The sequence below is a fragment of the Parasulfitobacter algicola genome (assembly GCF_013315265.1).
Lineage (GTDB): Bacteria > Pseudomonadota > Alphaproteobacteria > Rhodobacterales > Rhodobacteraceae > Parasulfitobacter > Parasulfitobacter algicola.
In genome coordinates, this window is record NZ_JABUFE010000003.1 from 419,692 (window position 1) to 445,044 (window position 25,353).

General features: G+C 48.8%; 28 protein-coding genes, 2 tRNA genes and 2 pseudogenes. 21 read left to right on the top strand and 11 right to left on the bottom strand.

Going from position 1 to position 25,353, the window contains the following annotated elements:
• Positions 1-105 precede the first annotated feature (105 nt).
• Positions 106-191 (top strand) — tRNA-Leu (locus tag HRQ87_RS08165).
• A 177-nt stretch (positions 192-368) separates the two neighbouring features.
• Here HRQ87_RS08165 and HRQ87_RS08170 read toward each other — a convergent pair.
• Positions 369-524, bottom strand: a complete 156-nt coding sequence (locus tag HRQ87_RS08170) for a hypothetical protein (protein ID WP_174137115.1) — start codon at positions 522-524, stop codon at positions 369-371.
• Between the two features lie 259 nt (positions 525-783).
• Here HRQ87_RS08170 and HRQ87_RS08175 point away from each other — a divergent pair, with 259 nt between their 5' ends.
• The 3 genes from HRQ87_RS08175 (at position 784) to HRQ87_RS20215 (ending at position 1,826) form a co-directional block, all read left to right on the top strand.
• Positions 784-1,038, top strand: a complete 255-nt coding sequence (locus tag HRQ87_RS08175; RefSeq protein WP_174137218.1) for a recombinase family protein — start codon at positions 784-786, stop codon at positions 1,036-1,038.
• 22 nt (positions 1,039-1,060) lie between these two features.
• Positions 1,061-1,402, top strand: a complete 342-nt coding sequence (locus tag HRQ87_RS20210; RefSeq protein WP_343035187.1) for an AAA domain-containing protein — start codon at positions 1,061-1,063, stop codon at positions 1,400-1,402.
• 130 nt (positions 1,403-1,532) lie between these two features.
• A complete protein-coding gene (locus HRQ87_RS20215; protein ID WP_246251883.1) occupies positions 1,533-1,826 on the top strand; it encodes a hypothetical protein in 294 nt (97 codons plus the stop codon).
• Here the strand turns inward: HRQ87_RS20215 and HRQ87_RS08185 are convergent.
• Positions 1,715-2,497, bottom strand: coding sequence for a DUF4123 domain-containing protein (locus HRQ87_RS08185; protein ID WP_246251886.1), 783 nt, complete (start codon positions 2,495-2,497; stop codon positions 1,715-1,717). The two genes, HRQ87_RS20215 and HRQ87_RS08185, sit on opposite strands and share 112 nt — an antisense overlap.
• A gap of 165 nt (positions 2,498-2,662) precedes the next feature.
• Here HRQ87_RS08185 and HRQ87_RS20220 point away from each other — a divergent pair.
• Positions 2,663-2,779 (top strand): annotated as a pseudogene (locus tag HRQ87_RS20220) (IS3 family transposase); the annotation flags it as partial.
• A gap of 47 nt (positions 2,780-2,826) precedes the next feature.
• Here the strand turns inward: HRQ87_RS20220 and HRQ87_RS08195 are convergent.
• On the bottom strand, positions 2,827-3,600 hold the full coding sequence (locus tag HRQ87_RS08195; protein ID WP_174137119.1) for a substrate-binding periplasmic protein: 774 nt from the start codon (positions 3,598-3,600) through the stop codon (positions 2,827-2,829).
• A gap of 362 nt (positions 3,601-3,962) precedes the next feature.
• Between HRQ87_RS08195 and HRQ87_RS20225 the strand changes: the two genes are divergently transcribed.
• The 4 genes from HRQ87_RS20225 (at position 3,963) to HRQ87_RS08220 (ending at position 8,718) form a co-directional block, all read left to right on the top strand.
• A complete protein-coding gene (locus HRQ87_RS20225; protein ID WP_246251889.1) occupies positions 3,963-5,531 on the top strand; it encodes a hypothetical protein in 1,569 nt (522 codons plus the stop codon).
• A 78-nt stretch (positions 5,532-5,609) separates the two neighbouring features.
• Positions 5,610-6,491: a hypothetical protein gene (locus HRQ87_RS08210; RefSeq protein ID WP_174137121.1), complete on the top strand. Its 882-nt coding sequence runs from the start codon at positions 5,610-5,612 to the stop codon at positions 6,489-6,491.
• Positions 6,492-6,494: 3 nt separating this feature from the next.
• Positions 6,495-7,829: a glycosyltransferase family 25 protein gene (locus tag HRQ87_RS08215; protein WP_174137123.1), complete on the top strand. Its 1,335-nt coding sequence runs from the start codon at positions 6,495-6,497 to the stop codon at positions 7,827-7,829.
• Positions 7,819-8,718: a hypothetical protein gene (locus HRQ87_RS08220; RefSeq protein ID WP_174137125.1), complete on the top strand. Its 900-nt coding sequence runs from the start codon at positions 7,819-7,821 to the stop codon at positions 8,716-8,718. The genes HRQ87_RS08215 and HRQ87_RS08220 overlap by 11 nt, the downstream gene beginning before the upstream one ends.
• Positions 8,719-8,797: 79 nt before the next feature.
• On the opposite strand, the gene HRQ87_RS08225 is transcribed toward HRQ87_RS08220, so the two are convergent.
• From HRQ87_RS08225 to HRQ87_RS08255, 7 genes are all read right to left on the bottom strand, one after another.
• The gene (locus tag HRQ87_RS08225) at positions 8,798-9,565 is read right to left on the bottom strand and encodes an energy transducer TonB (protein WP_174137127.1); all 768 of its coding nucleotides are present in this window, start codon (positions 9,563-9,565) and stop codon (positions 8,798-8,800) included.
• Positions 9,565-9,945 carry an ExbD/TolR family protein gene (locus HRQ87_RS08230; RefSeq protein WP_174137130.1) on the bottom strand — a complete coding sequence of 127 codons (381 nt, stop codon included), beginning with the start codon at positions 9,943-9,945 and terminating at the stop codon, positions 9,565-9,567. The genes HRQ87_RS08225 and HRQ87_RS08230 overlap by 1 nt, the downstream gene beginning before the upstream one ends.
• Positions 9,946-9,948: 3 nt before the next feature.
• A complete protein-coding gene (locus tag HRQ87_RS08235; RefSeq protein ID WP_174137133.1) occupies positions 9,949-10,332 on the bottom strand; it encodes an ExbD/TolR family protein in 384 nt (127 codons plus the stop codon).
• Complete coding sequence (locus HRQ87_RS08240; protein ID WP_174137135.1) at positions 10,329-10,982, bottom strand: MotA/TolQ/ExbB proton channel family protein; 654 nt, start codon at positions 10,980-10,982, stop codon at positions 10,329-10,331. Before HRQ87_RS08240 ends, HRQ87_RS08235 begins: the two co-directional genes overlap by 4 nt.
• A gap of 94 nt (positions 10,983-11,076) precedes the next feature.
• Positions 11,077-11,334: a PAAR domain-containing protein gene (locus tag HRQ87_RS08245; protein WP_174137137.1), complete on the bottom strand. Its 258-nt coding sequence runs from the start codon at positions 11,332-11,334 to the stop codon at positions 11,077-11,079.
• A complete protein-coding gene (locus HRQ87_RS08250) occupies positions 11,334-13,427 on the bottom strand; it encodes a type VI secretion system Vgr family protein (RefSeq protein WP_246251892.1) in 2,094 nt (697 codons plus the stop codon). Before HRQ87_RS08250 ends, HRQ87_RS08245 begins: the two co-directional genes overlap by 1 nt.
• A 343-nt stretch (positions 13,428-13,770) precedes the next feature.
• Complete coding sequence (locus HRQ87_RS08255) at positions 13,771-15,264, bottom strand: hypothetical protein (protein ID WP_174137139.1); 1,494 nt, start codon at positions 15,262-15,264, stop codon at positions 13,771-13,773.
• A gap of 153 nt (positions 15,265-15,417) precedes the next feature.
• Between HRQ87_RS08255 and HRQ87_RS08260 the strand changes: the two genes are divergently transcribed.
• The 12 genes and pseudogenes from HRQ87_RS08260 to HRQ87_RS08315 all read left to right on the top strand — a co-directional run bounded on the left by HRQ87_RS08260 (position 15,418) and on the right by HRQ87_RS08315 (position 24,379).
• On the top strand, positions 15,418-16,071 hold the full coding sequence (locus tag HRQ87_RS08260; protein ID WP_246251895.1) for a thiamine diphosphokinase: 654 nt from the start codon (positions 15,418-15,420) through the stop codon (positions 16,069-16,071).
• Positions 16,072-16,178: 107 nt separating this feature from the next.
• Complete coding sequence (guaB, locus tag HRQ87_RS08265; protein ID WP_174137143.1) at positions 16,179-17,633, top strand: IMP dehydrogenase; 1,455 nt, start codon at positions 16,179-16,181, stop codon at positions 17,631-17,633.
• 249 nt (positions 17,634-17,882) lie between these two features.
• A complete protein-coding gene (gene infA / locus HRQ87_RS08270; protein WP_007205486.1) occupies positions 17,883-18,101 on the top strand; it encodes a translation initiation factor IF-1 in 219 nt (72 codons plus the stop codon).
• 1 nt (position 18,102) lies between these two features.
• Positions 18,103-18,678: a Maf family protein gene (locus HRQ87_RS08275; RefSeq protein ID WP_174137145.1), complete on the top strand. Its 576-nt coding sequence runs from the start codon at positions 18,103-18,105 to the stop codon at positions 18,676-18,678.
• Positions 18,675-19,700: a ribonuclease E/G gene (locus HRQ87_RS08280; protein ID WP_174137147.1), complete on the top strand. Its 1,026-nt coding sequence runs from the start codon at positions 18,675-18,677 to the stop codon at positions 19,698-19,700. The genes HRQ87_RS08275 and HRQ87_RS08280 overlap by 4 nt, the downstream gene beginning before the upstream one ends.
• Complete coding sequence (locus HRQ87_RS08285) at positions 19,697-19,870, top strand: DNA gyrase inhibitor YacG (protein WP_174137149.1); 174 nt, start codon at positions 19,697-19,699, stop codon at positions 19,868-19,870. The genes HRQ87_RS08280 and HRQ87_RS08285 overlap by 4 nt, the downstream gene beginning before the upstream one ends.
• An 80-nt stretch (positions 19,871-19,950) precedes the next feature.
• Positions 19,951-20,025 (top strand) — tRNA-Phe (locus HRQ87_RS08290).
• Positions 20,026-20,794: 769 nt separating this feature from the next.
• Positions 20,795-21,445 (top strand): hypothetical protein, encoded by a 651-nt coding sequence (locus tag HRQ87_RS08295; protein ID WP_174137150.1) that lies wholly within the window; start codon positions 20,795-20,797, stop codon positions 21,443-21,445.
• 240 nt (positions 21,446-21,685) lie between these two features.
• A pseudogene (locus HRQ87_RS08300) lies at positions 21,686-21,826 on the top strand (ATP-binding protein); the annotation flags it as partial.
• A 339-nt stretch (positions 21,827-22,165) separates the two neighbouring features.
• Positions 22,166-23,068 (top strand): ArdC family protein, encoded by a 903-nt coding sequence (locus HRQ87_RS08305; RefSeq protein ID WP_174137152.1) that lies wholly within the window; start codon positions 22,166-22,168, stop codon positions 23,066-23,068.
• Between the two features lie 238 nt (positions 23,069-23,306).
• A complete protein-coding gene (locus HRQ87_RS08310; RefSeq protein ID WP_174137154.1) occupies positions 23,307-23,771 on the top strand; it encodes a mobile mystery protein A in 465 nt (154 codons plus the stop codon).
• The gene (locus HRQ87_RS08315; RefSeq protein WP_174137155.1) at positions 23,768-24,379 is read left to right on the top strand and encodes a mobile mystery protein B; all 612 of its coding nucleotides are present in this window, start codon (positions 23,768-23,770) and stop codon (positions 24,377-24,379) included. Before HRQ87_RS08310 ends, HRQ87_RS08315 begins: the two co-directional genes overlap by 4 nt.
• A gap of 104 nt (positions 24,380-24,483) precedes the next feature.
• Here HRQ87_RS08315 and HRQ87_RS08320 read toward each other — a convergent pair whose 3' ends face one another.
• On the bottom strand, positions 24,484-24,822 hold the full coding sequence (locus HRQ87_RS08320; protein ID WP_174137157.1) for a hypothetical protein: 339 nt from the start codon (positions 24,820-24,822) through the stop codon (positions 24,484-24,486).
• Positions 24,823-25,353: the final 531 nt, after the last annotated feature.

Below are 25,353 nucleotides of genomic sequence, written 5' to 3' on the forward strand. Positions count from 1 at the left end.
AGCGCTGCTTATCATGCCCTTGCGGGCATTCTTCGCTTTTGTCAGGTCGATATTCATTTTGGCCCGTTGACGCCGCTGAAAGAGAAAGCTAAACCCCCCGAATTGGCCGATGTGGCGGAATGGTAGACGCAGGGGATTCAAAATCCCCCGATGGCAACATCGTGAGAGTTCGAGTCTCTCCATCGGCACCATTTCACATTTTTCCCCCAAATTCCCCAAAAAGTCAAATATTACAGATGTTTGCGGAGTTCGAAATCCACTTTTGCGGTCATAGGCCAAGGGTGCCTGAAATGCTGTTTTCAGGATAGTTTTTCGCATGGCAAGCGTACCTTTTTCATAGATATTACAAGGACTTGAGAGGAAGATTTTCAAAAGTTCGAAAATTCTCCCTTGGTGTGCTTCCGCTTGGCGTTTTCGGTGAGTTTATCGCTCAGCCGCAGCTTGCCTTCTTCCAGTTTCGCGATCTTGGATTCGAGTGCAGTCATCACCTTTGGATTTGACGTTTCAACCAGCCTTTCCAGCAAAGCGTCCTGTTGCTTGTCCAGGTCTTTGATCTGGCGCTTGCGGGAGGCGGGGCGCTGACATCAAAAGGGGTCCCTTTCGGATACCCATACCATATTCACATTATCGGAGTCCGGCATCGCTGTTTTCCACAGCTTTCTTGACGGAGTCCGGTGAACACAACCGAGGCAGATCGCGGATCGCAAAGGGACCCCTTTTGTAATGAGGAAAATCACCATGATTAGCCGTTGTTTGGAACATGAATCGGTTCACACTTGGAGGATGAACAAGGAGACAGAGCAAGGAAGGAAGATAGGCTATATCCGTGTGTCAGACATCGATCAATCGGTCGCTTTGCAAGTCGATGCACTCAAAAGAGCGGGATGTATCAAGCTCTATCGCGACCATGGCATATCGGGTGCGAAATTGGCCCGACCTGGTTTGGAGCGCATGATGTGCGATCTCAGGGAGGGCGACATACTTACGGTCTGGAAACTGGACCGGCTCGGGCGTTCATGGACGAACCAATGTAGATGAGGCACGGGCTATTGTAACGCTTGTGCATGAGCGCCTGACCCAGTGGCTAGATTTGCCAGAGGACCAGCGCCTGACGCTTGTCGTAATCTCGTTCAATGGCGAAAAGCAATCGTTGATCCTTGACCTGCTTAATCAGGTACGACGCAGCGATCCGCGACTTGAATGGTTTTTTGAGGATGCGCGTGAAGAACCCGTAATCGTCAAAAACCTGGAGAATATCCAAGGTGACGAATGCGACATCATGCTGTTTTCGATCACCTTCGGTCCTGATATGGCGGGCAAGCTGACCATGAACTTTGGTGCGTTGAACAGTGACGGGGGCGAGAAGCGTCTCAATGTCGCGGTAACCCGCGCCCGGCAATAATTGCATATCTTTGCATCTGTTTCTGCCGATCAGATTGACGTAACGCGAACGCGGGCCGTAGGTGTGCGCCACTTGAAGGCTTTCCTGGATTATGCCGAACGTGGTGCGGTTGCTTTAGCAGCACAAGATGATGAGTCGTTGGGGCCAGCCGACAATATATTTGGAACAATCCATCGCTAACGCGCTGGCCGCAAAAGGGCGGGAGGTGCGAACCCAAATTGGAGTTTCTGGTTTCCGTATTGATCTGGGGATCGTACACCCGCAACTCGCAGGTACCTATCTGGCTGGTGTCGAATGCGACGGCGCACAGTATCATTCCTCTGCCTCTGCCTCTGCCTCTGCCTCTGCCTCTGCACGTGATCGTGACAAGACAGACAGTTCTGGAAGGGTTGGGATGGAATATACTGCGGTTAGGGTCAGATAGGGTATGCGTTTGATGGGATGTTTGGTTGAAACAGAAAATATATCTGCCGTGCCAGACCGACCACGCACAGAAATCAAGCTATGAATGTCGACTGTATCTGATCTGAAAAATGACGCACACAGATCCACATCTTGCCGATTATGCTTGAAAAAATCAGAGGCAATCACGGGATCATAAAAGCGAAAAAAATGCCATTGGCCTGTTTCGCTTTTGACCTTGGTGAATTTGCGAAAGTGTTTCAAGACGTCTTCAAGATCAGCAGCTGTGCGGATGAAAATACCAGGTTCACGCGCCCAATGATATCCCATCGCATCATTGGTTTCTTCATCATGGGTAAAAAGACGTCGCGAGAAACTGTTGCCTTCTTGCAGTTGAACAAGCCAAGGTGCGACATGTCCAAGATCATCCTGGGCCTGTCCCTTGTACATGCAGCGGTGATGCAGGTCTGTCGCCGCAAGCTGGTCGAACAGATTGGGTACTTTTGCGGCGTCAAGAATGGCATATGTGCGCAGTTTTGTGGTCAGATCAAGTTGACCCCAAAGGGACTCATAAAGCGCATCAGGAACAGTTTTCTTGTCATCAACACCGAACTGATCGTCTAGCGGCGTAACCCCATTGATTGTCTCGATAATCAAAACAGGTGTTTCAGCCTGTACTCCTGGCTTTTCCATCAGGTCCCATTGACTGAAGTTCGTGCCATCGTGGTCACTCATTGTGAAATTGATACCCAATTTTTTGAAATACAAAGTAATGAAAAATACATTGAAAATAGAATCCTTAACAAAACAATCTTGCATGAATCCCAGGCTACAAAGCAAACCTGTTCCAGACAAACAAAAGCCAGATTTGGTGGTATGAATGCGTCAGATGCAAAGAAGCTGCGAGCGCTTGAAGATGAGGATTATTGTCTGAAGCAGATGCTAGCCGATGAAATGCTGGACACCGCCGCGTTATATCAGGCCTGACCGATTTCCAGATCAGGCCTGAAGCTCATTGGTATTCAGCTGGACCCGGATGTCGGGGCCTGTGTGGGATTTGCCATGTCATAGATTGGAAGGTCACCAAAATAGCGCTTATAAAGTGCTGCATAGGTACCATCAGCCTTTAAACGTTCCGAAGCCGCGTGCAGTGCTTGAATAACATCACGATCATATCCCTTGCTGGCAGCCAGCCAAATGTCGCTGCGACCGATCTCATCCCCGAGTGTCAGTTCGGCAGAATCAAAAGACAGCTCGTTTGACCAAACAAACACAGCACGCGCCGACACGGTGAATACTGCATCGGTTCGACCGGCTTTAAGTTTCTTGAAGTTCGAGTGCGTTCCAGATTCCTCGACATTTGTGAAACCTGCTTTTACAAGCGAACGTTTATATACGGAACGTGCTGAAATTGTTTTCAGTTCTTTCGCTTGATCCATTGAGTTCACAGGCTCGCCAATGGTCAGGAATGTTCGGCTGACAGTAATCAGGTTTGTAACCCAATCATATTTGTCTTCGCGGGCCGCATTTCGTGTCGCGCCAAATATCAAAAGCCCAGGCTCTTCTGCAACAACGGCTTGCGCGCGTTTCCATGGCAGAAATTCAATTTCCAGTTCGTACCCGGCTTCTTCGGCAACAGCCGTCATGAATTCATAATTGAAGCCTGGAAGGTCTTCGTCAGCGCTTCTGGTAAAAGGCGATAGAGTATCTGCTGTGACAGCACGCAGTGTTTCTTTGGCAGATACGGCTGTTGCGCCCAAGGCAATCAGCGCGGTGGTGATTATTATTTTGAACATGATGATCCTATCTGGTTTGCTTTAGGCGAAATGGTGCAAATCGTTCTATACAAAGGCGTGTAAATAATGCGTTGCCACTGATTGGGGGGGCGTATTCACTGCGATTTGCTACAAAGTTTTACAAGTGCTGGCGCTTGTAATTCATTATAGTTTTTAGATGTGGATCGCACTATTCGTCAAAGGATGCAGTTTGATGCCACGCTGGTAAAATTTATTGGTTTGTATGCTTTCTGTCGGTTTCGTACCTTATCAAGCTTCTTGATTTCCACCAATTTAACAAAGCGGTAAGCATTTGTTTTGATATATCAAATCAAGCGCGGTAATCGTGTTGCAAGCGAGACCGCAGAAGGTGAGACACGGTTATGAGTGAATTCAGCAAAACAAAGGCAGACTATATCATCGCGGCCCTTTGGATGGAGGGGGCATTAAGCTATCTTGAGCAGCTTTGCTTGAAGTCATTTGTCGATGCGGGACACAATGTGCTGTTGTATCATTATGGCCCATTGCAAAATGTACCTGACGGGATCGAATTACGTGACGCGAATGATATTCTTCCACGTACCAATTTTTTGACCCACAGCCGTACCGGCAGCCCGGCGCTGCATTCTGACCTGTTCCGCTATAAGATGCTTGAAAAATCAGATCGTACGATCTGGGCAGACACCGATGCCTATTGCGCCAAGGCGTTTGAAACGCAGAATGGGCATTTTTATGGGTGGGAGTCGGAAAAACACGTCAACGGTGGCGTTCTGGGCTTGCCTGCAGACAGTGAAACCCTGCGCGAATTGCTGGATTATACCAGTGACGAATTTGCCATTCCGACCTGGTATGGCGATGAATACACACGTGAATTGGAAAACGCACGTGATGCGGGCAACCCGGTTCATGCCAGCGAACAGCCATGGGGTGTATGGGGCCCGCATGCTGTGACGCATTTTCTGAAAAAGACGGGCGAGATCAAATATGCCCTGCCGCAAGAGGCGCTTTATCCGTTCACATTCAAAGATCGTCGTCTAATGTTGCGACGCAACTTCGATGCCTCGTCATATGTGACGCAAAATACGTATTCGATACATCTTTATGGCCGCCGGATGCGAGCGCGTTTGGTTGAAAAGGAAAATGGCAAGCCGCATCATAAAAGTCTATTGGGTCAGCTGGTCAAATTGCACGATATTGACCCTGATCTTGCACCCTTGCCGTTACCGAAATCTGAGATACCAAAGCCCGTACCGGCCGTGCCAATGGCACCTAAAACGGGGCAGTTGAACCTAACGGATTTGGCAGATGGTTTTGGGTCTGACAAAGGGTCGTCAAAGCACCGCTATACTGAACTTTATCAGATGCTTTTCTTGCCGTTTCGAAAGCGGAAAATCAATTTTCTGGAAATGGGTCTGCTGATTGGCGGGCCGGAACATGGCATTGATAAGGATCGGAAAACCAATGATCTGCCGTCGGTCAGAATGTGGCTTGAGTTCTTTGAAAAAGCAAACGTTCACGGCCTAGACGTATCAGATTTTTCCTGGTTTCATCATGATCGCTTTAAGTTTTTCCGCTGCGATATGGGCGTGCGTGAAAACATTCGCAAGGCTGCTGAACAGATGCCTGACATGGATATCATCATTGATGATGCATCTCACGCATCTCACCATCAACAATTCGCATTTTTGGAGCTTTTCCCGAAACTGAAGTCAGGTGGGCTTTATATTATCGAAGATATGCGATGGCAGCCCCCCGCAATGGAACAGACTGGTATCACCAAAACCGCACAGCTTTTTTACGAATTTCAGACACATAAAACCTTTAGCCACAGTGATCCTGCGATCACTACAGAATTGAATACCCTTGCTGCAGACATATCCGGATGTTTCGTGTTTCAGGCGGGATACAATAAGAAAAAACGCGATCAGGTTGCGGTTATCCACAAACGTTAGCGGGTGCGTATGACTGACACAATGACATCCGGGACATAGATGTTTATACTTAGTTTTTGCCTGCAGTGAGTGAGTTTGATGACTAAGCTGTTATTACATCTGGGTGCGCATAAAACAGCAACAACCCACTTCCAAAATTCACTTTTCTTATCCGCTGACAAACTTAAAGCTAAGCAGATCAAATATGTGCCGCTGTCCAGATGCAGAAATACATATTCACGCGTGATCAAGGCTTGTATTAGAAAGAAAATTACAGTGTCTGAAGCTAAAGATCGTTTCAATCGATTTTTTGCAGAAGATGCAGTGAACAATCATACTGTTATCGTCTCGGATGAGAATATTTTAGGTCAATTCAGCCGCACATTGTTAACGGGTATAATTTATCCTGAGGCTGAAGATTATATGGCACTCGTCAGGCAGATTTTTGAAGATGCGGATTTGAGCGTCTTTTTAACTGTACGATCTTATGACACTTTCTTTTCGTCATTGTTTTGCGAAGCTTTGCGTTGGCAAAAGTTGAATGATGCGCGGGAATATACCCAGAATTTTATTCAGAATGCAGATTGGCGTGATCTTAACCGCCGAATATCGGTTGCACTTGATGCTGATATTAAACTTTTATTTTTTGAGGATTATATTAAAAATCCACATGCACATCTGGTTACTTTTACAAAATGTGATTTTCAGGATATCACTATTGAACAGCAAACAAATCTTCGCAGTTCTATGACTGGGGATGCTGTAAACACTGTTGTTGCAATTGCTCCGTTTGTGTCTGGTCAAATGGAATATAGAAAAACTGTCGCTGCCATTGAACAGGCTTTACCGCAATCAGAGTTTCGTAAGAAATTCGATCCATGGACGATAGATGAAAAGGCTATTTTGAAAGACCGTTATACGGATTTCAAATCAGATCTTTTACAAAGGTGCGACCTAAATGAATTATTGATGGTATGTTGATCAATGCAGATTGTGACTTTAGATCAACTACGTAAAATTGCCCCTTTCTCAAGATATGTCAGTATGCAGGGCCGCCAATTTTTTAAGCCTTGCCGATATGAACTATTGCATGTTGATAAAAATGATATTCAGCATGCTGGCCTAAAAATTACAAAATGCCTTCAGATGTCTGCGGTTTTCACAACACCAGCCTTTACTGACAAACTGGCAAGACGTCTGCGGCAGCGCTTTGGTGATGATATGGTTATGCCAGCTTGGTTGAACGCTTTGGCATATCAACGGCGCTTCAGCATCGCGTTACGATGGGCAGATCGATATGCGCAGGAAAATCCAACAAATATGAATGCTCAGTTTGAGTCTGTAAAATATGCGATGTTGGCAGGAAACGTGCCAAAGGCGATTGATGTTTGCAAAACGACCCTTTTATCAATGACAGCGTTTGAAAATTCACAGGCCAAAATAATTATCGATATTCTGATTGAAGCGGGTGAATTAAGCTGGTTAGAGCAAAATATATTTCCACATACGCAAGCGCATCCTTTCGCAAACACGATACATTCTTTAACACCTCCGAATGATCAAATTAAAACGTATTGCATCAGTCTTGAACAGGACAGTCTTAGGATGTCAGCCACACGGCATTTCCTAAGCTACGGTCAGCCATTTTACAGATTACATGCGGTTTATGGATCTGCATTACCTCAAACATTGAAAAAAACCGTTGTTCACGGCAACCAATCATTGGTTTCAGATGGTGAAATAGGCTGCGCGCTTTCTCATCTGGCGGCATGGGAAAAAGTCGCCTCTGAGTGCGCTGAAGATGAATATGCATTGATCACGGAAGATGATGCCCGTTTTATATATGGACCTGGCTTTGGAATAAACGAAATTGTTGCAGCAGCGAAAGCGCGTTCTGCAGGGTTTGTTTTCGTGAACATGCGCGCGTGTTTTGATGCATGGAGCCATGCAAAAGACAAGCCGATTGATGTTTTCCGAGTGAGCGAACCAATGGATGACAGTATTCTAGATGTTGGCCCCAAAAACCCTGGATGGGGAACGGATGGCTATATTTTAAATGGTGAAACGGCTCAGTTTCTGATGACATCCTTTTGGAAGATTGGTGTTGTAGGGGCAATAGACTGGCATATTTATTCTATGTGCTTTGATACTGTTCCCAAATGGTTAAACCGCAAGATGACACGTAACTTGTATAACGTTCTTTCTGAACATGATGGTTGGCCCAAGTTGGACGGATATGTCACAAACAGACCAATAATCACCTGCCGTGACTTTGGTTTCAGTACAATAAACGCAATGAAAAGTTCCAATGGCTCCTAACGATCCGACTTCAGAAAATCCAGATTTGGGATCTTTGCCCAATTGGTACACCGAAATATTTCCAGCAGGGGCACGTAATGGCTTTTACGAAAAATTTGGCGATCATAGTGCAGTTTTTGTTGAACGCGATACGCACCAACTGATTATATCATTCGATAACCTGTCTGATGCGGGCAATCCGCGGTATGATCGCGAACCCTGGGCCGCTAAGTTCTGCCGCGACAATGGTTGGAGCCATCTTGGCATTTTTGCACAAGGGCCAACTTGGTTTCGATCAAAGCAACTGATTGCATTGTTTGATCGCTTGCGGAACGAAGGCTTTTTTCAAAGATTTAAAAACGTGACGTTGTGCGGGGCTTCAATGGGTGGCTTTGCGGCAATGGCTTTTTGCGACTTTGCACCGGGTGCCACTGTTATTGCCTTTAGTCCGCAAACGACGCTGGATCAAACTGTCGTCCCTTGGGAAAACCGATTTCAGAAAGGGCACGATCAGGATTGGTCGTTGCCGTATTCTGATGCGGCCGATCAAGTATCGCGGGCTGGACGGCTTTATATCATTTTTGACCCCATGGACGCCAATGACCGTGCACATGTGGACCGTCTGCAATGTTCCAATCTGGTCAGACTTACAGCGATTGGTCTGGGTCATAAATCAGCAATGACGCTGCGGCGCATGGAACAGTTGAAAACGGTCATGGCCGAGGGTGTCAGCAACCAATTGACCCAGGCCCGATTTCAAAAAATCACGCAGGGTCGCAAAGATTTATATATTTACCGTACAACGATCGAAGGGTATCTGGCAGCTCGGGGGAAGCATGACGTATTGAAAAAGTTTCGGCGCACATTCAAGACTCGCCGTCGCTTGGCCAAGGAAAATACGAATGGTTGATTTGTGCCTGTGACAGTCAATTCGACAAATTACACCATTTCCAAATCAATCAGTTTGCGCTGTTATTTGACATATTCCATTATCGTTTAAAACGGATCGGGATCCGAAACGGATAGCTGGGTTGTGTCAGCATATTGGGGGCTGTGGGCAAAGGACCTATGCGCCGAAGGGCCTGTAGCACAGACGCATCAAGTTGTGCATTTCCTGATCCCTGAACAAGCCGCGCGCTGCGCAAGACGCCATTTGGAGTGATATCCAAATCAATAACAATGGTTCCCTGCGCCGATCTGCTTTGCCGTGGCGGCGTCATCGATTGATGCAATTTACGCTGGATCCGTGCGGCCCATTCTTGTTTTGCGATCGTACGCTGTGCATCTGAAAATGCCGATGACAATTGTGAACCTGTCCCTGTGACGCTTTGATCGCCACGTCCCATTGCGGTGCTGTTTGGACTTGCTGGTCTGGATTGCGGTCTGACAGAAGATTGCGGGGCAGAACGCACAGGTTTTTCTGCAGATGTTGTGTCGATATCTGGCATTTCAGGCTCGGCTAATCGCGAAACTGTCATATTTGGCAGTTTTGGCGCAGTCAGCTGCACATCCGGCGCGGGCATTGTTATTGGTAAGGGTTGTTCTGATACTTGAACATCACGCTGTACTTCTGGCGCCGTTTCCCAGTCACGCACCATATCAGTGATGGCCCCGGATGCCCCGATGATTGTCACGCGGGCTTGTCCGTCTGTACCGCCAGATGTGTCGGCCCCGCGCGTATGATCCCAGATCAAAAAAGGTATCAGATGCACAGCGAATGCAATGCCAGCAAAAAGGGATATGTGCAAAAAACGCATCAGGGGCTGGTTGTGATTAATCTGATGTCAGTTGCGCCTGCTGCTGAAAGGCGGGTGACCAGACGCGCAAGTTCTGCTGCGGGTGCAGCCGCATCTGCACGCAAGGACACTTGTCCATCCATTGTCGCAGCAAGGGCCGCATCAATGGCTGCCTGACCACGTTCATTGCCAAATGCGATGTCTTTGGTTTGTGACAAAAACAACATCGCTTGACCCTGTGAAACGTCAGATGTGGTGGCAGATGGCGGGGTGATTTCAAAAGGGTCAGGCGGCACAATTTGTGCCGTCATTAAAAAGAAGATCAACAACAGAAAAACCACATTGATCATCGGAACGATGCTTTCACGGTTTTTACGGCGTAGCTTTGTTGCAAATTTCATGGCTTATTCCACAACGGCAATTTGGTGTATTCCTGCGTTTTCAAGTGTGCTGATCACATCCACTAAGCGTTGAATGTTTACATCATCATCGCTGCGCAAAACGACAATATCCGTCGATGTTTCCATAAGTTCAGACAGTTTTTCCGGCAATTGGTCAAGATCAATCGCGAAACCATTTAATGTAAGATCATCTGATCCGATCTGTATCAACCGGGGCGGGCCAGAATAATCAGCTGCACTGCCGCCACTTGACAAAGCAAGGCTTCCGTCGTGTCCAAAACGTGCAGCAAGCATGAAAAAGACCAGCAACAAAAATACCACGTCAATCATCGGTGTCAGGCTGGGATGTCTGCGACCACGTTTTTGTCCGAACGACAGGCCAGTCATTCTGCAGCCAGTCTGATATCGTTTTTCCCTGATCGGATCAGGATACGAGTTGCGGTATCTTCCATGTCGTGGCGAAGCTGGTCAATAATGCTTTCAAACCAAGTCAGGGCCGCTGATGCGGGTATCGCCACGGCCATGCCCGCCGCCGTGGTCAAAAGGGCTTCCCATATACCGCCAGCCAATGCGGATGGGTCTGCGCGGTTGCCTGCCTCTTGCAATGCCTGAAACGCTGCAATCATCCCCAAAACCGTTCCCAACAAACCTAACAATGGGGCAATGGTTGATATAAGTTCCAGCACGCGCAATCCACTTTGTGCTTTGATCAGATGCAGGCGCGCAATGCGCTCGATCTCTTCCTTACGTGTTTCAGTGGATAGATCAGGGTCAAGCGATACATCCATTGTTTGTTTGGCGAAATCTGCGCGCACCCCTGTTTTCAAAGCGTTTCGGGCGGCGTCATGTTGATCTTTTTGCCAAAATCCGATTGCGCGCTGCAACCCCGCCCTGCGCCAAACGCCAAGTTGCACAAAAGTCCAGGTTTTCCATAAAATTAACGTCACAGTGATGATCGACAGCGCAAATATACCCCACATGGCAGGGCCACCCTGGTGTAAAAAATCGATCAAGTCAGAAAAAGCGCCTGTGAACATTTTGCCAAACCCTGTGGACCACAGGAATTGGATTAAGGGATTAACGCCTATACATCAACGATATTGGGTTGGATATTTTAAACCGAACGGAAAATCAGGGTTTGATTTTATGCGTGGATGAACCGGTTGTAATCGTACCACCATGACTTGTTTTACACCCAAGATAGGCAATGGGCTTTCCATCATCTTTCCCATTGGCCGAACCCTGGACGATGGTAGCCCCGCACCCGCACTTATCCCCGATACGGGCAACAGGGCGCTTGTCAATAATGCCTTTTCCGCCCTTTACAATTGTATTGGTTCCGCATTTTGGGCAGTCATGTTTGTCGCCAACACGCGCTATCGGAAGCATTAGCTATCCTCCCCCTTTTGCGCCAGACATTCTTCACACAGTGGCAAGGCGTCGTTTGCAGCGCCCGCCAATGTGGGCACCTGTGCCCCGCCAGATCCGCCCATGGACACGCTGCCCTTCAGATTGATCTTGGCGGCTTCAAGAGTGATGCCAGAGCTATCGATGGTAATCTTTCCACCGGGTCCTTTGATCTCAAACTTGTCAAAGGCCATCAGAACATGGTGTTTGGTGTTGTTTGTGATCGACTGGTTCACGTTCAGCACATATTTGCCTTTAACCGTTTCTTCGACATTACGGCCCACGGACAGCAAATGGTCGGCATAAATATCCTGTTTGTGGATATTCCCTACATAATGAACGTGGTCTTTACCGTATTTTTCCTGCTGCGTTTGCGTCACATTATAAGTGACATCGCGCCCGATTGTATGCCGCGCATCGCGGACAACATTTTCAGTGTGATCCTGCCCCACCGTGATTGATTTATCACGACCAACGCTTTCCATCTGATCATTGCCAATGGTCTTGGTGCGGTCGTTCAGAATATCGATCTGCTGGTCTTTTTGACCGTGCATATAGATCATTTCCTGTTCGGCTTCATCTTCAAAGCTTAGCTCATTAAAACCGCTGCCTTTATGGGTTTGCGTACGGAAGACCGATTTCGTCTTATTGGCAGGCAGATCATAGGGCACTTTTTGTTCTGCATTGGGTACGACGCCCGTCACGATGGGGCGATCGGGATCACCGTCAAGATAGGTAACCATAACTTCCATGCCGATGCGGGGGATTACTTGGCCACCCCAGCCTGCACCCGCCCAGTTTTGCGTCACACGCATCCAACAGGTATCACTGCCATCTTTTTTGGCGCGGCGGTCCCATGGGAACCAAACCTTGATCCGACCATAATCGTCGGGATGAATCTCTTCGCCATCGGGACCTGCGACAATGGCGACTTGCGTGCCGTCAATGCGAGGTCGTGGCGTGGTGTGATGCGGGGTTGCAGGGGTCGTTGCCGGAAGCGCAAGAAAGCGATTATTATATGTTGCCTGCGCACTGCCTGTTTCATAACCGGACTCTATCACATGATGTTCGATTGCCAGAATACAGTGTTCTTCGAATTTGTTTTCGGGGTCTGTCACATCAAATGGTGTAAACTTTCCGCCCGGCACTAGTGTGCGAACATCGCCGCCACCTTCGACCCTTTGGTACTGCGCCTCGTCCGCTTGCATCCGCAATTTCGCCTGGCGTTCGACCGACGCATCATCAATCTGGTCAGAAGCCGCACCACTGCCGTATCCACCCGTATGGTGAAAGGTATAGCGATCATATTGCGCATTTTTGGGCAGATTATGCAGCGATGGCGCATTTGCGCCGGGGACAGAGCCGGGCGTCTGAAAGTTCCAGTCACGGCCCGAATGAACGCCAGGAATATAGTTGAAGCTGGTTTCAAAGCGATTGATATGTGCCCGATCCGCTGAGCCCATTTCGTAGCGAACATCCTGCCCGTCGGTATATCCAGAAGCATGGTTGGCAATATGCAGAACATGTTTGCCTTCTTCATGCTCAAACCAATAGAAAATGCCGTCTTCTTCTAGCCGCCTCAATAAATAGTCAAGGTCGGTTTCGTTGTACTGAACACTGTAATGCTGTGGATTGGGTTTTGTCACAACGCCTTTAGTCACTGGTGCGGGCAGACCATGTTCCGACAAAAGAATTTCGCAGACTTCGACACTGGTTTTATCCTGCCAGATGCGGCAATCGGATTTTTGCGACAACAGCCATAATTGCGGGCGCAAAACCAAGGTATATTTGTATAATCCACGCGCTATTTGCGGACCAGCCGACATTTGGGTGACAAGTGCATTCCAGATCCGCAATTTGCCATCGCCCAGCTCTAGACTGATGTCTGCCAATTTGCCGACCACCTGATCGGGGGCAATATTGTTTTCTTTGGACCGCACGTTCAGCGTGATCTGAAACAAATCATTCATGCTTTCGCGAAGGGTAAGCTGTTCGGCCAAAAGCTGATCAGACCCAAGCAATCCATTAAGACGCAAAACCCGGTCTGACTGAATGAAATCCGCTACGTTCATCATGAAATCCTCATGCAGATTAATTTGGACAATACTTCAATAAGCTTAGGATAGTTACACAGATGGAAAGAGTCACGTTATAAGTTTACGATTTCATTATAACCGGCACATTTGCAGTTACATAATGATCAAATCCTAATGACCATTATGTATCTTTAGCGGATTTTAGTCGGTAAATACTGTCAATGCAGTCTTGTGGCCGGGTCGATACCACGTTCAAAACGATTTGAGGCCAACGGGAATTGGCTTAGTCAGCTCAAACGACATAAGCGAAAAGCCGCTTTTATACCGTATATGAATAAAGGGATGGATGTCGGCAAACAAGAATGACTCAAAAGGTCAATTCTTATTCGCCAGCCAAACGTTGCTGTGGTTTGAAGCGGGTTTTCTGTGAAACCGTGTATTGACCGTTGCTTGCCTTTTGGATCTTACCTTCACGCAGCAGTTGACCAAAAGCGCACAGGCCTTCTTCGCGAGAAAACCCATCTTTGCTGTTTAGCAATGCAACATATTTCAGAACCAAGGGGCGCGTGAAGTGTTCGCTGCCCTGCACATAGGAAATATAAGCACCAGCCGCTTCGATCATATCGACCAACTCAAGGTTTTCGATTTCACTGATATAGGTTGCAAAGCCGTCTACATCTTCTTTTGAGATGTTAACCTTACTATACAGATTGGCCGCCACACGACTTGGGCGCAGTGGTTTGCGAATGCTTTCTGTGTTGTCGATACGATTTTCGGCAACCAGTTGAAGCGGCGCAACAGACGTTTTTCTTTCGTCTTCGGCAGCTTCGTCAAACACATGGGCCAGATCTTCGCGGTAATGCCCCAAGGCTTCACCATCATCGTCCAGTGGTACGCCAGCTTCACGATCAGCCGATGTCACTACAACTGCCGCTTTCAGATGCGCCAGCGCGTTCTGGCGACGACCGGTTTCCGGCGCATCCAACTGACGATTGGTTTTATGGAAAATGCGCGAAATCATGTCTTCGCGTTCATTGCCATTCTCATCCAGCTCAAGAAATGCGCGGGCTGGTTTATGATGCGTATCGGCCGTGCTGTCTTGAAGCATAGGCGTCTGCGGTTCGATTATCTTTTCAGGTGCGACGTCGTCTGTTTCGATGGTCTCAGCAACCGGATCTGCAATCGGGATATCGTCTTGCTCTATTTTTGCATCAAGATACTCTTCGACGTTATTTTCTAGTGCATGGCCTTCTACTTCTAATGTATGTTCTTCTACAGCGTCTTCAATTTCAACTGTATCTGATGGCATTATCTCAAAAGAATTTTCAACAACGTGCTCTGTTTCAGACACAGAAACATCGTCTGTTTCCGGCAAGACTGATTTATCGTTGTCTGCCGCCTCGGATTTACTACGGGAAATCGCGCTTAAGATCGAATTGATGTCCAAATCTTCTGATTTTGGACGTGTTGTTTTGTAAACAGGCTTCTTTGCGCCAAACAGCGGCTGATCTGACCCATCATCTTGTGTTTCAGTCAACGAAATGCGTTGGGACGGTGGGATTTGATCCTGTTTTGCTTTTTCTTCAAGAAAACTACCGTCAAGAATGCGATCAAGCGATGCAAGGGATCTTTGATATAAAATTATGGCAGACTGACTGGCGCGAATGTCGATATGATGTCCAGAGACCTGCTTGGCAATGCCTGCGATCTCATCTGACTTTTCGGTGATGTCAATGTCAGAAAGCGCTTCGTCATCCGCCAGATCACACATCAAATCTGCGATGGCCTTCATCGTTGGGAATGGATCATCGAATCCATTTAACGTAAACGAAAAAGGCCCGTAAGTCGTTACCAAGACTGAGGTGTTTTCTGACATATTCCAACTCGCATTCCAGATGCGTGCCTGTGCGAATGATCAAATTGCGCTGACAGCACGCTTTATTAAGACACTCATAGAAGATACTAAGTTCAAGGCTTAAATATGTTCAGTTCATGAAAATACCAGTCGCAAACAATGACTTCTGCCCTGATGAAATCTGACAAACCCATTATTTTACTGGGCGCAGGACATGCGACGGTTGATATGCTTGGGGATGTTTTACGATTTGGTAACTTAATCGTGGCGGCGGACGGTGGTGCCCGATTCGCCCTTGATAATGGTCACATACCTGATGCCGTGATCGGTGACATGGATAGTATCAGCGATGAGATTCGCGCAAAAATCCCACAATCTCATGTCCATAGGTTCCATGATCAGGACAGCACGGATTTTGATAAAGCCTTGCGCAGTATTGATGCGCCACTGGTGCTGGCTGCTGGCTTTCTGGGTGCCCGCACAGATCATACGCTTGCGGCCTTTAATGTGTTGGTGCGACGTGGTGGCTGTGTTTTGCTGGGGGAAGAGGATATCATTTTCCGATGCCCGCCAAACATCGCGTTTGATCTGCCCAAGGGATCGATCTTTTCTCTGTTTCCGATGGGGTCTGTCAAAGGGCAGTCCGAAGGTCTGAAATGGCCAATCCAGGGCATTGATTTCAGCCCAAATGGTAAAACCGGAACGTCCAATCAAGTTATAGGGCCGGTTTCATTAAAGATGACGTCCAGGGATATGCTTGTGATCGTGCCACGCGCGGCGTTGTCCACTGTTGTGACGCAGCTTCTTGCCACGCCTGAATGGGATTGACACTGCGCGTGTTTCGAAAAGTGCGCGATGTTTCAAAATAGGGGTTTCCCAAGGTTAACTTCCATGCGATAGGGACGCGTCAAACGAAGTATCCAAGGAGAGCCCCCATGGAAATTCGCGAGGCACTTACCTTCGACGATGTCCTGCTTGTTCCAGCCGCTTCAAGCGTGCTGCCATCCACGGCGAATACTGCCACGTGGGTTACCAAAAGCATTGCGCTGAATATACCGCTGCTGAGTTCTGCGATGGACACCGTGACCGAGGCCCGGATGGCCATCGCAATGGCACAGGCAGGCGGCATGGGGGTTATTCACCGAAATCTGGATATTGCCGCGCAAGCGGCCGAAGTAAGGCGGGTGAAGCGCTTTGAAAGTGGTGTGGTCTATAACCCGATCACCCTGACGCCGGATCAGACGCTGGCGGATGCCAAGGCGTTGCAGGAACGGTACCGGGTAACAGGCTTTCCTGTGGTCGGCGAAAATGGTCTTGTGGTGGGCATTGTGACAAACCGTGACATGCGGTTTGCAACTGATGATAAAACGCCTGTGCGCGTTATGATGACATCTGATAATCTGGCCATGCTGCGCGAACCTGCGGATCTTGATGAGGCGAAAAGCCTGATGCAGGCGCGTCGGATCGAAAAGCTGCTGGTAATTGATGCGGCGGGCAAACTGACCGGGCTTTTGACGATCAAAGATATCGAACAGGCCGTGCTGAACCCACAAGCCTGCAAAGACAAACTGGGCCGATTGCGTGTGGCTGCCGCGACAACCGTGGGCGACGCTGGATTTGAACGGTCCGAGGCATTGGTGGATGCGGGTGTGGACCTTGTTGTGATTGATACGGCCCATGGCCATTCCGAAGGGGTCGCCCGCGCCGTCGAGCGTGTCAAAACACTGTCAAACGAAGTGCAGGTCGTCGCGGGTAATGTGGCCACCGGTGAAGCGACACGTGCATTAATCGATGCAGGCGCGGATGCGATTAAAGTGGGCATCGGACCGGGGTCCATCTGTACAACACGTGTTGTCGCTGGGGTCGGGGTGCCGCAACTGACGGCGATCAGGGATTGTGCAAGTGCTGCAAATGCTAGCAATACACCTGTGATCGCGGATGGCGGCATTAAGTTTTCGGGTGATTTCGCCAAGGCGATTGCTGCAGGTGCATCCTGTGCCATGGTCGGATCCATGATTGCAGGTACCGATGAAAGCCCAGGCGAAGTGATCCTGTACCAAGGCAGATCCTTTAAAAGCTATCGTGGCATGGGCAGCCTGGGTGCTATGGCACGCGGATCTGCGGATCGGTATTTTCAAAAAGATGCCGCCAGTGACAAGCTGGTTCCCGAAGGGATTGAGGGGCAAGTGCCTTATAAAGGATCTGCAAATGCGGTCATTCACCAGCTGGTTGGCGGATTACGGGCCGCCATGGGATACACGGGTTGTGCCACAGTTGAAGAGATGCGCAAGAATTGTTCTTTCGTGAAAATCACAGGTGCGGGGCTAAAGGAAAGCCATGTGCATGATGTGCAGATCACACGGGAAAGCCCAAACTATAGAATGGGTTAGCCGGGATCGTTTCCAGATTGAGACACGCGGTCGCTTGTTATGCCTTTTATCTCGTACCCTGCGGACACTCGGGATTTGTGCATCTCGCACGAGCGTTTGGGACCCCAACATGGGGATCGCAGACTGTGTATCGGGAACACATTTACGTCTTCACGGGTTGTACACACAGATTTTCCTTGAAAATCTTTGCATAGAGGCTCATATCGTGCCGCACCTGCACACTGGCAGGAAACAAACAAAGGAGTGAACATGGCCAAGGAAGAACTGCTCGAATTTCCCGGCGTCGTGAAGGAACTCTTGCCAAATGCGACATTTCGGGTCGAGCTGGAAAACGGCCATGAAATTATCGCTCATACGGCAGGAAAAATGCGCAAAAACCGCATTCGTGTTCTGGCTGGCGACAAAGTCCAGGTTGAGATGACACCATACGACCTGACGAAGGGTCGGATTAACTATCGCTTCAAATAATATGAAGCTGATATTGGGCTCAGGCAGTCCGCGCCGGAAAGAGCTTCTGGCGCAGCTTGGGCTTGAACCGGACGAAATCCGATCCCCCGATATTGATGAAAACCCGTACAAAGGCGAATTGCCGCGGCCGTATTGCAGCAGGATTGCAAGGCAAAAGGCTGATGCAATTCCTGTTGGAGTAGACGAAATTTTGCTGTGCGCCGATACAACTGTTGCCTTGGGACGCCGCATTTTGGGCAAACCCGCTGATGCAGGCGAAGCCGCGCATTTTCTGACCCAGCTTAGTGGGCGCAGGCACCGGGTGATCACGGCGATTGTTGTGAAAACCGCCCACAGAGTTTGGGAAAAAGACGTTGTGACAACGGTTCGTATGAAGCAGCTGTCTGATCTTGAATTGAATGCCTATCTGGCCAGCAACGATTGGCAGGGCAAAGCGGGCGGTTACGCTATTCAAGGGCTTGCCGGTGCATTTATTCCGTGGATCAGCGGGTCTTATACCGGCGTAATGGGGTTGCCTGTTACTGAAACAGCGCAACTTTTGGCGACAGCGGGCATTCCGCTGTATCAACCCGCATGAAGGGCCGACTGATCGCCCTTGACCACATTAGTGGTCAGGAAGCTGCGGCCTTGATGGTTGATGGCCGCCTTGAGGATCTTTTGATCGACACCGACACGGCGCCGCGCCCTGGTGCCATTTTCCGTGCCATCGTTGATCGTCAGATCAAAGGACAGGGCGGTGTCTTTGTCAAATTACCGGACGGAACCGGATTTTTACGAAATGCCAAGGGCTTGCGTCCGCGTCAAACCGTGTTGGTACAGGTCACTGGCTATGCCGAAGCGGGTAAAGCAACACCTGTCACGATGAAGGTGTTGTTCAAAAGCCGTTACGCGATCATTACGCCCGATGCGCCAGGCCTGAACATCTCGCGCTCTATTCGTGATGAAGATACACGCGATACGCTGCTTGAGATCGCTCATGATGCGATGGCTGGGCTGCCCTACGGTCTGATACTTCGGTCCAGCTGTGATGGCGCCGCATCAGACGACATTGCCGAAGATATTCAAACCATGTCCGATCTTACCGCACGCGTTTTGGAACATGCATCCGGCACAACTGCGGAGCGTTTGACCGATGGCGATGGCCCGCATCTGGTGGCCTGGCGCGAATGGGGTGATGCCGAGATGATTGAAACGACCGCTGGTTGCTTTGAGGACCACGGTATCCTTGATCAGATTGACGCGATGCGAACCTCAAAGGTGTCCCTGCGGGGATCCGGCCATATGTTTATTGAACCTACACGGGCGTTGATTGCCGTTGATGTCAACACCGCAGGTGATACATCCATTGCCGCAGGCTTAAAGGCAAATATCGCCGCCGCGCGTGATTTACCCAGACAGCTGCGGGTGCGTGGTTTGGGCGGACAGATCGTCTTGGATCTGGCGCCACTTGCTAAAAAAGATCGTCGCCAGTTTGAAACCACTCTTCGTGCGGCTTTCAAGGCAGATTTGATCGAAACATCTCTTGCTGGATGGACCCCTTTGGGCCATTTTGAATTGCAAAGAAAACGTGAACGCCTGCCCTTGGATGACTTGCTATGACCTGTCCGATCTGCACGAAAGACACTGACCCGAAATTTCGCCCGTTTTGTTCAAAACGCTGTGCGAATATCGATTTATCAAAGTGGCTATCGGGCAGTTACGCCATCCCCACTAATGAACCGGATTTGGGTGATGAGGACGAGATAGTACTCTCTGAGCGCTTAAACTGAATTTCTCATCAAAAAGACTCTGGACACCCTGCGATACCTCGCCTAAAACCCGCAAACCCAAGGCAGTGTCCTTTACCCGTGCCCGGGTAGCTCAGGGGTAGAGCAGTGGACTGAAAATCCTCGTGTCGGTGGTTCGATTCCGCCCCCGGGCACCATTTTACATTTTTCTGAAATCTCACCTAAAAATTCAAATATTACAGACACTTGCGGAGTTCGATAACCAGTTTTGTAGTCGTATGCGACAGGGCCCTCAAAGGCGAGTTTTAGCACAAGTCGTTTCATTGCAAAGCTGCCATTTTTATAAAGATTCCAAGGGCTTGCGAGGAATGCCATAGGTGGTTCGATAACTTCAGCGAATGTGCGCTTTGGCTTTGTTGATGTTTCACATCTTTCAACCAAGGCCGTCTTTTCGATTTCCAGGTTCTCAATCCGCTTTTCAAAGGCTGCGATGACGGTTGGTGTGTTGGCGCTCATGATCTTGTCCAGGGTTTTCTCGATCTCTTTGTCGATGGCTTTGATCTTTGTCTTCAGTGCCGTCTTATGCTGCCCTTGTTGAGCAAACGCTGCGATAGATGAAGTCTCCGCGCTTCCCGCCTTTGCTACCGTCGCATTTGCTGAGATGAAATTGATTCCATGCTGCCGTTAAAATGGACGGCATGCAGTGTGCCTTTGGAATACGCATGCGTTTCGTGCTGAGCAATTGCAGCTCCTTTGTGAATGGCGAAATCATAGAACTATACAGCTGGTCCAAATCAGCGAAGAACACTTGGTAAAGGCACAAATAAAGCAAGTCAGAAAATCCTGACTTGTGTATTTTCAGGCCTGCGCTGATACATGTTGGACGCGTTCATTTGTAGCCAGTTTTACGTTAATTAAAACAGTTAAATTTGTATTCACAGTGGATACAGAAATAAGGCTTTTTTCATGACTAAAAATCAATCTAATAGTGTTAAGAAAATACGCCCTCCAAGCAAATCAGCATTCGTTGCTTTATCCATTTGTATGCTGTCACTGTCCGCCTGCGGACCTGTCAGCCGGGCAACTACTGGCATACCTGTCACCACGCAAGAACAACAGGATAGTATTGACTATATTCAGAAATTATTTGTCGATGCATGTGTTTCAAATTTTCAAAACCTCACGCGATCCGCAGAAGTTTTTAAGGCAAACGGACTGCCTTACGTGCAGGTCCAACCTGCCGTAGGAGATGGAAAAGACGTTATTTATGCAGATCAAAGAACATCTCGATATGCGTCTTTCGCTAAGTTCCGTGGGGGGCCTCTTATAGACCCGAAATACAAGAACTTGCAATTGTACAGCTGCCGTGTGGGATCAGCACAGATCTCTTTAAGCGATGCAAATCAAATTAGAAAAAATGTATCCGAGCAGTTAACAAGAGTGATGTATAAAGGGAAACCTCTTGTAACAAAAAACGGCGGCGATTATTCAAGCGACTTCATTACAATCGTGGCAGCGAGTGCGAATAGTTACCTTAACGATAAAAACGTTCGAGCAGCTGAAATCAGTCTAATAGTAAGTCCGGCACTGTTGGAAAATACTGACTTAATAAAATAACAGATTTTGGCTCAAAAATCAGATTTGTAGTGGGGTAATTGGCTTTGATGATAAGTACAGCACAGAAAAGCAGACGATCGCGGTCCCTGACATTATGATGTCAATTCAGTACGACAGTTGGTTTTCAAGTGAGACATCAACGACTATTTCGTTAAAGCCTTCCCACTATGGTCAGTTATCGCTTACAACTCAGACTATCTTGGCGATTATCTGAGTATCCTTCTGCGCTTGTCGGGATCTATCCGAGAAGGTCGGCGAGGCCGGTTCTTCAACGTCGTCGATCTGGTGAACAAACTTGACGCCGAGGCACGCGCTGAGCGCCAGCGACGCACCGCCGACCTGATCTCGCGTCTCGACTTTCTGATCCTGGATGAACTCGGCTAAGATCAGAAACCTTGTTGAACCGAGCCAGTCTGTGCCTTTCCCGGCCATCCGGCTTCCATCCCTTGCGCAGTAGTTGAGCTGTCAGCCCCATTGGGCTGGCGGCTTTTTTGTTGATTGGGGGTCTAGTGACCCCATCAGCTATCAAGACCAAGCCCTTCGTTTCTCTGCGGGCGAATACGGCGGTCTCCCCATCCTTCCTTTTTCGCTTTGCTCTCTTCGTGCAGGACGGGTGATCCCCCTCCGCCGTCTTCGGTCTTTGACAGCCTCCCCCCACTCATTGGCGTGGGCCTAGTTCGGTTGCATGCGCAACCAACTAACCAAGAGGAAGAAAAGACAATGAAACAAGATATTTACCAGAAAGTGACAGACAAAATCATCGCTGATTTGGAGAAAGGCCAGCTCACATGGCTGAAGCCTTGGAGCACTGGCAATCTTGACGTGCGGATTGTGAAACCGTTACGCCACAATGGCATGCCCTATAATGGGATCAATGTGTTGATGTTATGGGCGGCGAGTGTTGAGGCGGGGTATGTCTCACCCCACTGGATGACCTATAAGCAGGCCAAAGAGCTTGGCGCGAACGTCCGCAAGGGCGCGCGTGGGTCTTTGGTGGTCTATGCCAACAGCATCACCAAGACCGAGGAGCAGGACGACGGCAGCGAAGAAGAACGCAAAATCCCGTTCATGAAAGGCTATAGTGTTTTTAACGTCGATCAGATCGAAGGTTTGCCAGAGCAGTATTACACCAAGCCGGAACCCATCATCGATGGTGCAGAACGGATTGCGCATGCGGATGCATTCTTTGCCGCAACCGGTGCCGATCTTCGCCACGGTGGCAATCGTGCTTTTTATAGCGGTGGGTCTGATCATGTGCAGATGCCCGCCTTTGAAAGCTTCCGCAGTCCCGAGGCCTATTATGCAACCCTTGCCCACGAGCTCACACACTGGACCAAGCACAAAACCCGTCTTGACCGTGAATTCGGGCGCAAGAAATGGGGGGATGAAGGCTATGCTAAGGAGGAGCTGGTCGCAGAGTTGGGCGCGGCATTCCTTTGCGCTGATCTGGCACTGACACCAGAGGCAGGCGAGGATCATGCAGCCTATATCCAAAGCTGGTTGAAGGTCTTGAGGGACGACAAGCGCGCGATCTTTGCAGCGGCAGCGCATGCGCAGCGCGCGGCTGATTTCTTGCATGGCTTGCAGACCATCAGTGATGCTAACGAAGAGGTCGCCGCCTAGTGCGGCGGCTTCGCCTTTCCAGGAAGGCGGAAAATTGGGTGGATCGGCTCGTAACCGTCGCTCTCATCCGCGCTCTATCAGTAGGCTTGCATATCTTTCGATGGGCAGAGCAATAAATATTGTACATTAAACGATAAGCGAAGTGAATGTACGTGCATATCAATAAATTGACAGTATAAAGAATATTGCATATACTTAAATATGCGAAAAAAATAAAACGCCCATAAGGTGATAGGCAATGAATGTGAAAGACACTGCAAGACGGCAATATCTGCGCCTCGTTGACAACGCGGCAAAGCAGCTGCGCAGTCTTCGCATGCCCGCCAATGGCTGGCTTGTAACTGTACGCAAAGCCCTTGGTATGTCCGGAGCTGAAGTAGCCGCACGCATGGGCGTCAGCCGCAATGCGATCTATCAGGCCGAGCGAAATGAACGCGATCAAGCTATCACCATCGCGCAGATGGAAAAGGTGGCCGCAGCCATGGGCTGTCGCTTTGTCTATGCCGTTGTGCCCGAGAAAAGTCTTGAAGACGTCATCCGCGCGCAAGCCTTCAAGAAGGCGGAAGCGCGCATTCGTCGTGTCAGCGCCCATATGTCGCTGGAGCAGCAATCCTTAACTAAGGCGCAGACCGATGAGCGCATCGCGATGCTTGCCCAAGAACTGGTTCGCGATATGCCCCCCGATTTCTGGGAGGTCAAATGACCTTCGTCGAACCGGACGGCGCAACGCCTCTCCATCCTGATGAACGCCAAGGGCTCAAATTCCCGCACATCACGACGCGCGGCGAGCTCGATGAGCTGGAACAGGCCAATATCGAGCAGGGCCTTGCTTGGCTAGACCGACGCCGGAAGATCGACATCTTTGACGATGCTTTCGTCCGCGAACTCCACAAACGCCTCTTTGGCGATGTTTGGTCATGGGCGGGTGGGTATCGCCAGACCGAGAAGAATATTGGGATCGACCCCTATCAGATTTCGATGCAGTTGCGCATACTGCTTGATGATGCGCGGTTCTGGGCCGACAACGCCACCTATCCACCGATCGAGGCGGCGGCACGCTTTCATCATCGGATGGTGCAAATCCACCCCTTTCCAAATGGGAACGGGCGACACGCGCGCATCGCCGCCGACATTATGCTGGAGAAAACATACGATCACGCCCCAATCGCATGGGCGAGCGGCTTTGATCTTCAGGCCGACAACGCGCGCCGTACAGCCTACATCGCGGCCCTGCGCGCCGCTGACGCAGGAGACATGAACCTACTGCTTGCCTTTGTTAGTGCCAAGGAAATGTCTACCCAGTCAGAGTGAAAGTGCAGGTCTCGCATTTCGGCGATTGCAGACAAGCTGAATGTTTTCCGGCGATGCAATGCGTAGTTCGCGCACGAAAGCATCGACTATCTTTGTCATTAAGCCTATTCCTTGGAAACAAAAGGAGATTTTTCAATATACTCTTGGAGCACTACATCAAATTCAGCATTTTCATACAAGACTTTTTCCATATACCAGCCATTAAATTCACTCAAAGCTGTAAATTTACCTGACAATCTAGCTTCATATGAATCCATTCCGGCATCTTCTATGACCTTTGTCATCAGTTGGGATACTAAAGCTCCCAAATTGGAATATTCTTCATCCGAATAATCTTCAGAATTAGCTTCATGTGCTTTTTTCAGATCAGATACAACATATGAATTATTATTAAGCTCGTGTGCATATTTAGAAATAATATCGACTGAAATAGTTTTCATCATTTTGCAAGCAACTATCATAGCTATAGCGAGTTTTTCTCTTCATTTAAATTCACCTGTAATTATAATCTTAATTTTGCGCATAGCTATCTGAAACATGAATTTTACCGTTCTTGCGATTTACAGGTTCACTTAATTCTCTATACTTTATTTTTCTAGTAATTATGCTCTCGCCTAATTTTCTAATAAAGGTAAATTCCACACTTTTTGTAGAAAGCCAACACATAGAATTCGCCTTATAGCTATTTATTTTTAGAACATCGTACACACCAGTCGAGCGGCAATTTAACTTTAAAAACTAAATTTAGAACCTTTTCGGAGCTGCTTTCAAGATTGCATACTATTCAAGCTGGGCCAGCCGTATCGACCAGCCCAACCTTTTGTCACTTATGACTTATTCTGCTGATACGCGGCCATGCGGGTTTGATAGGAGGTATAGCTTTCGCCCGCTTGTTGTGGGGAGGGCTGCCAGCCTTTTTGTGCCTCATCGTGGCCCTGGTTGGTGGACCCGGCGTGGGTGTTTTGGCCGTTGGT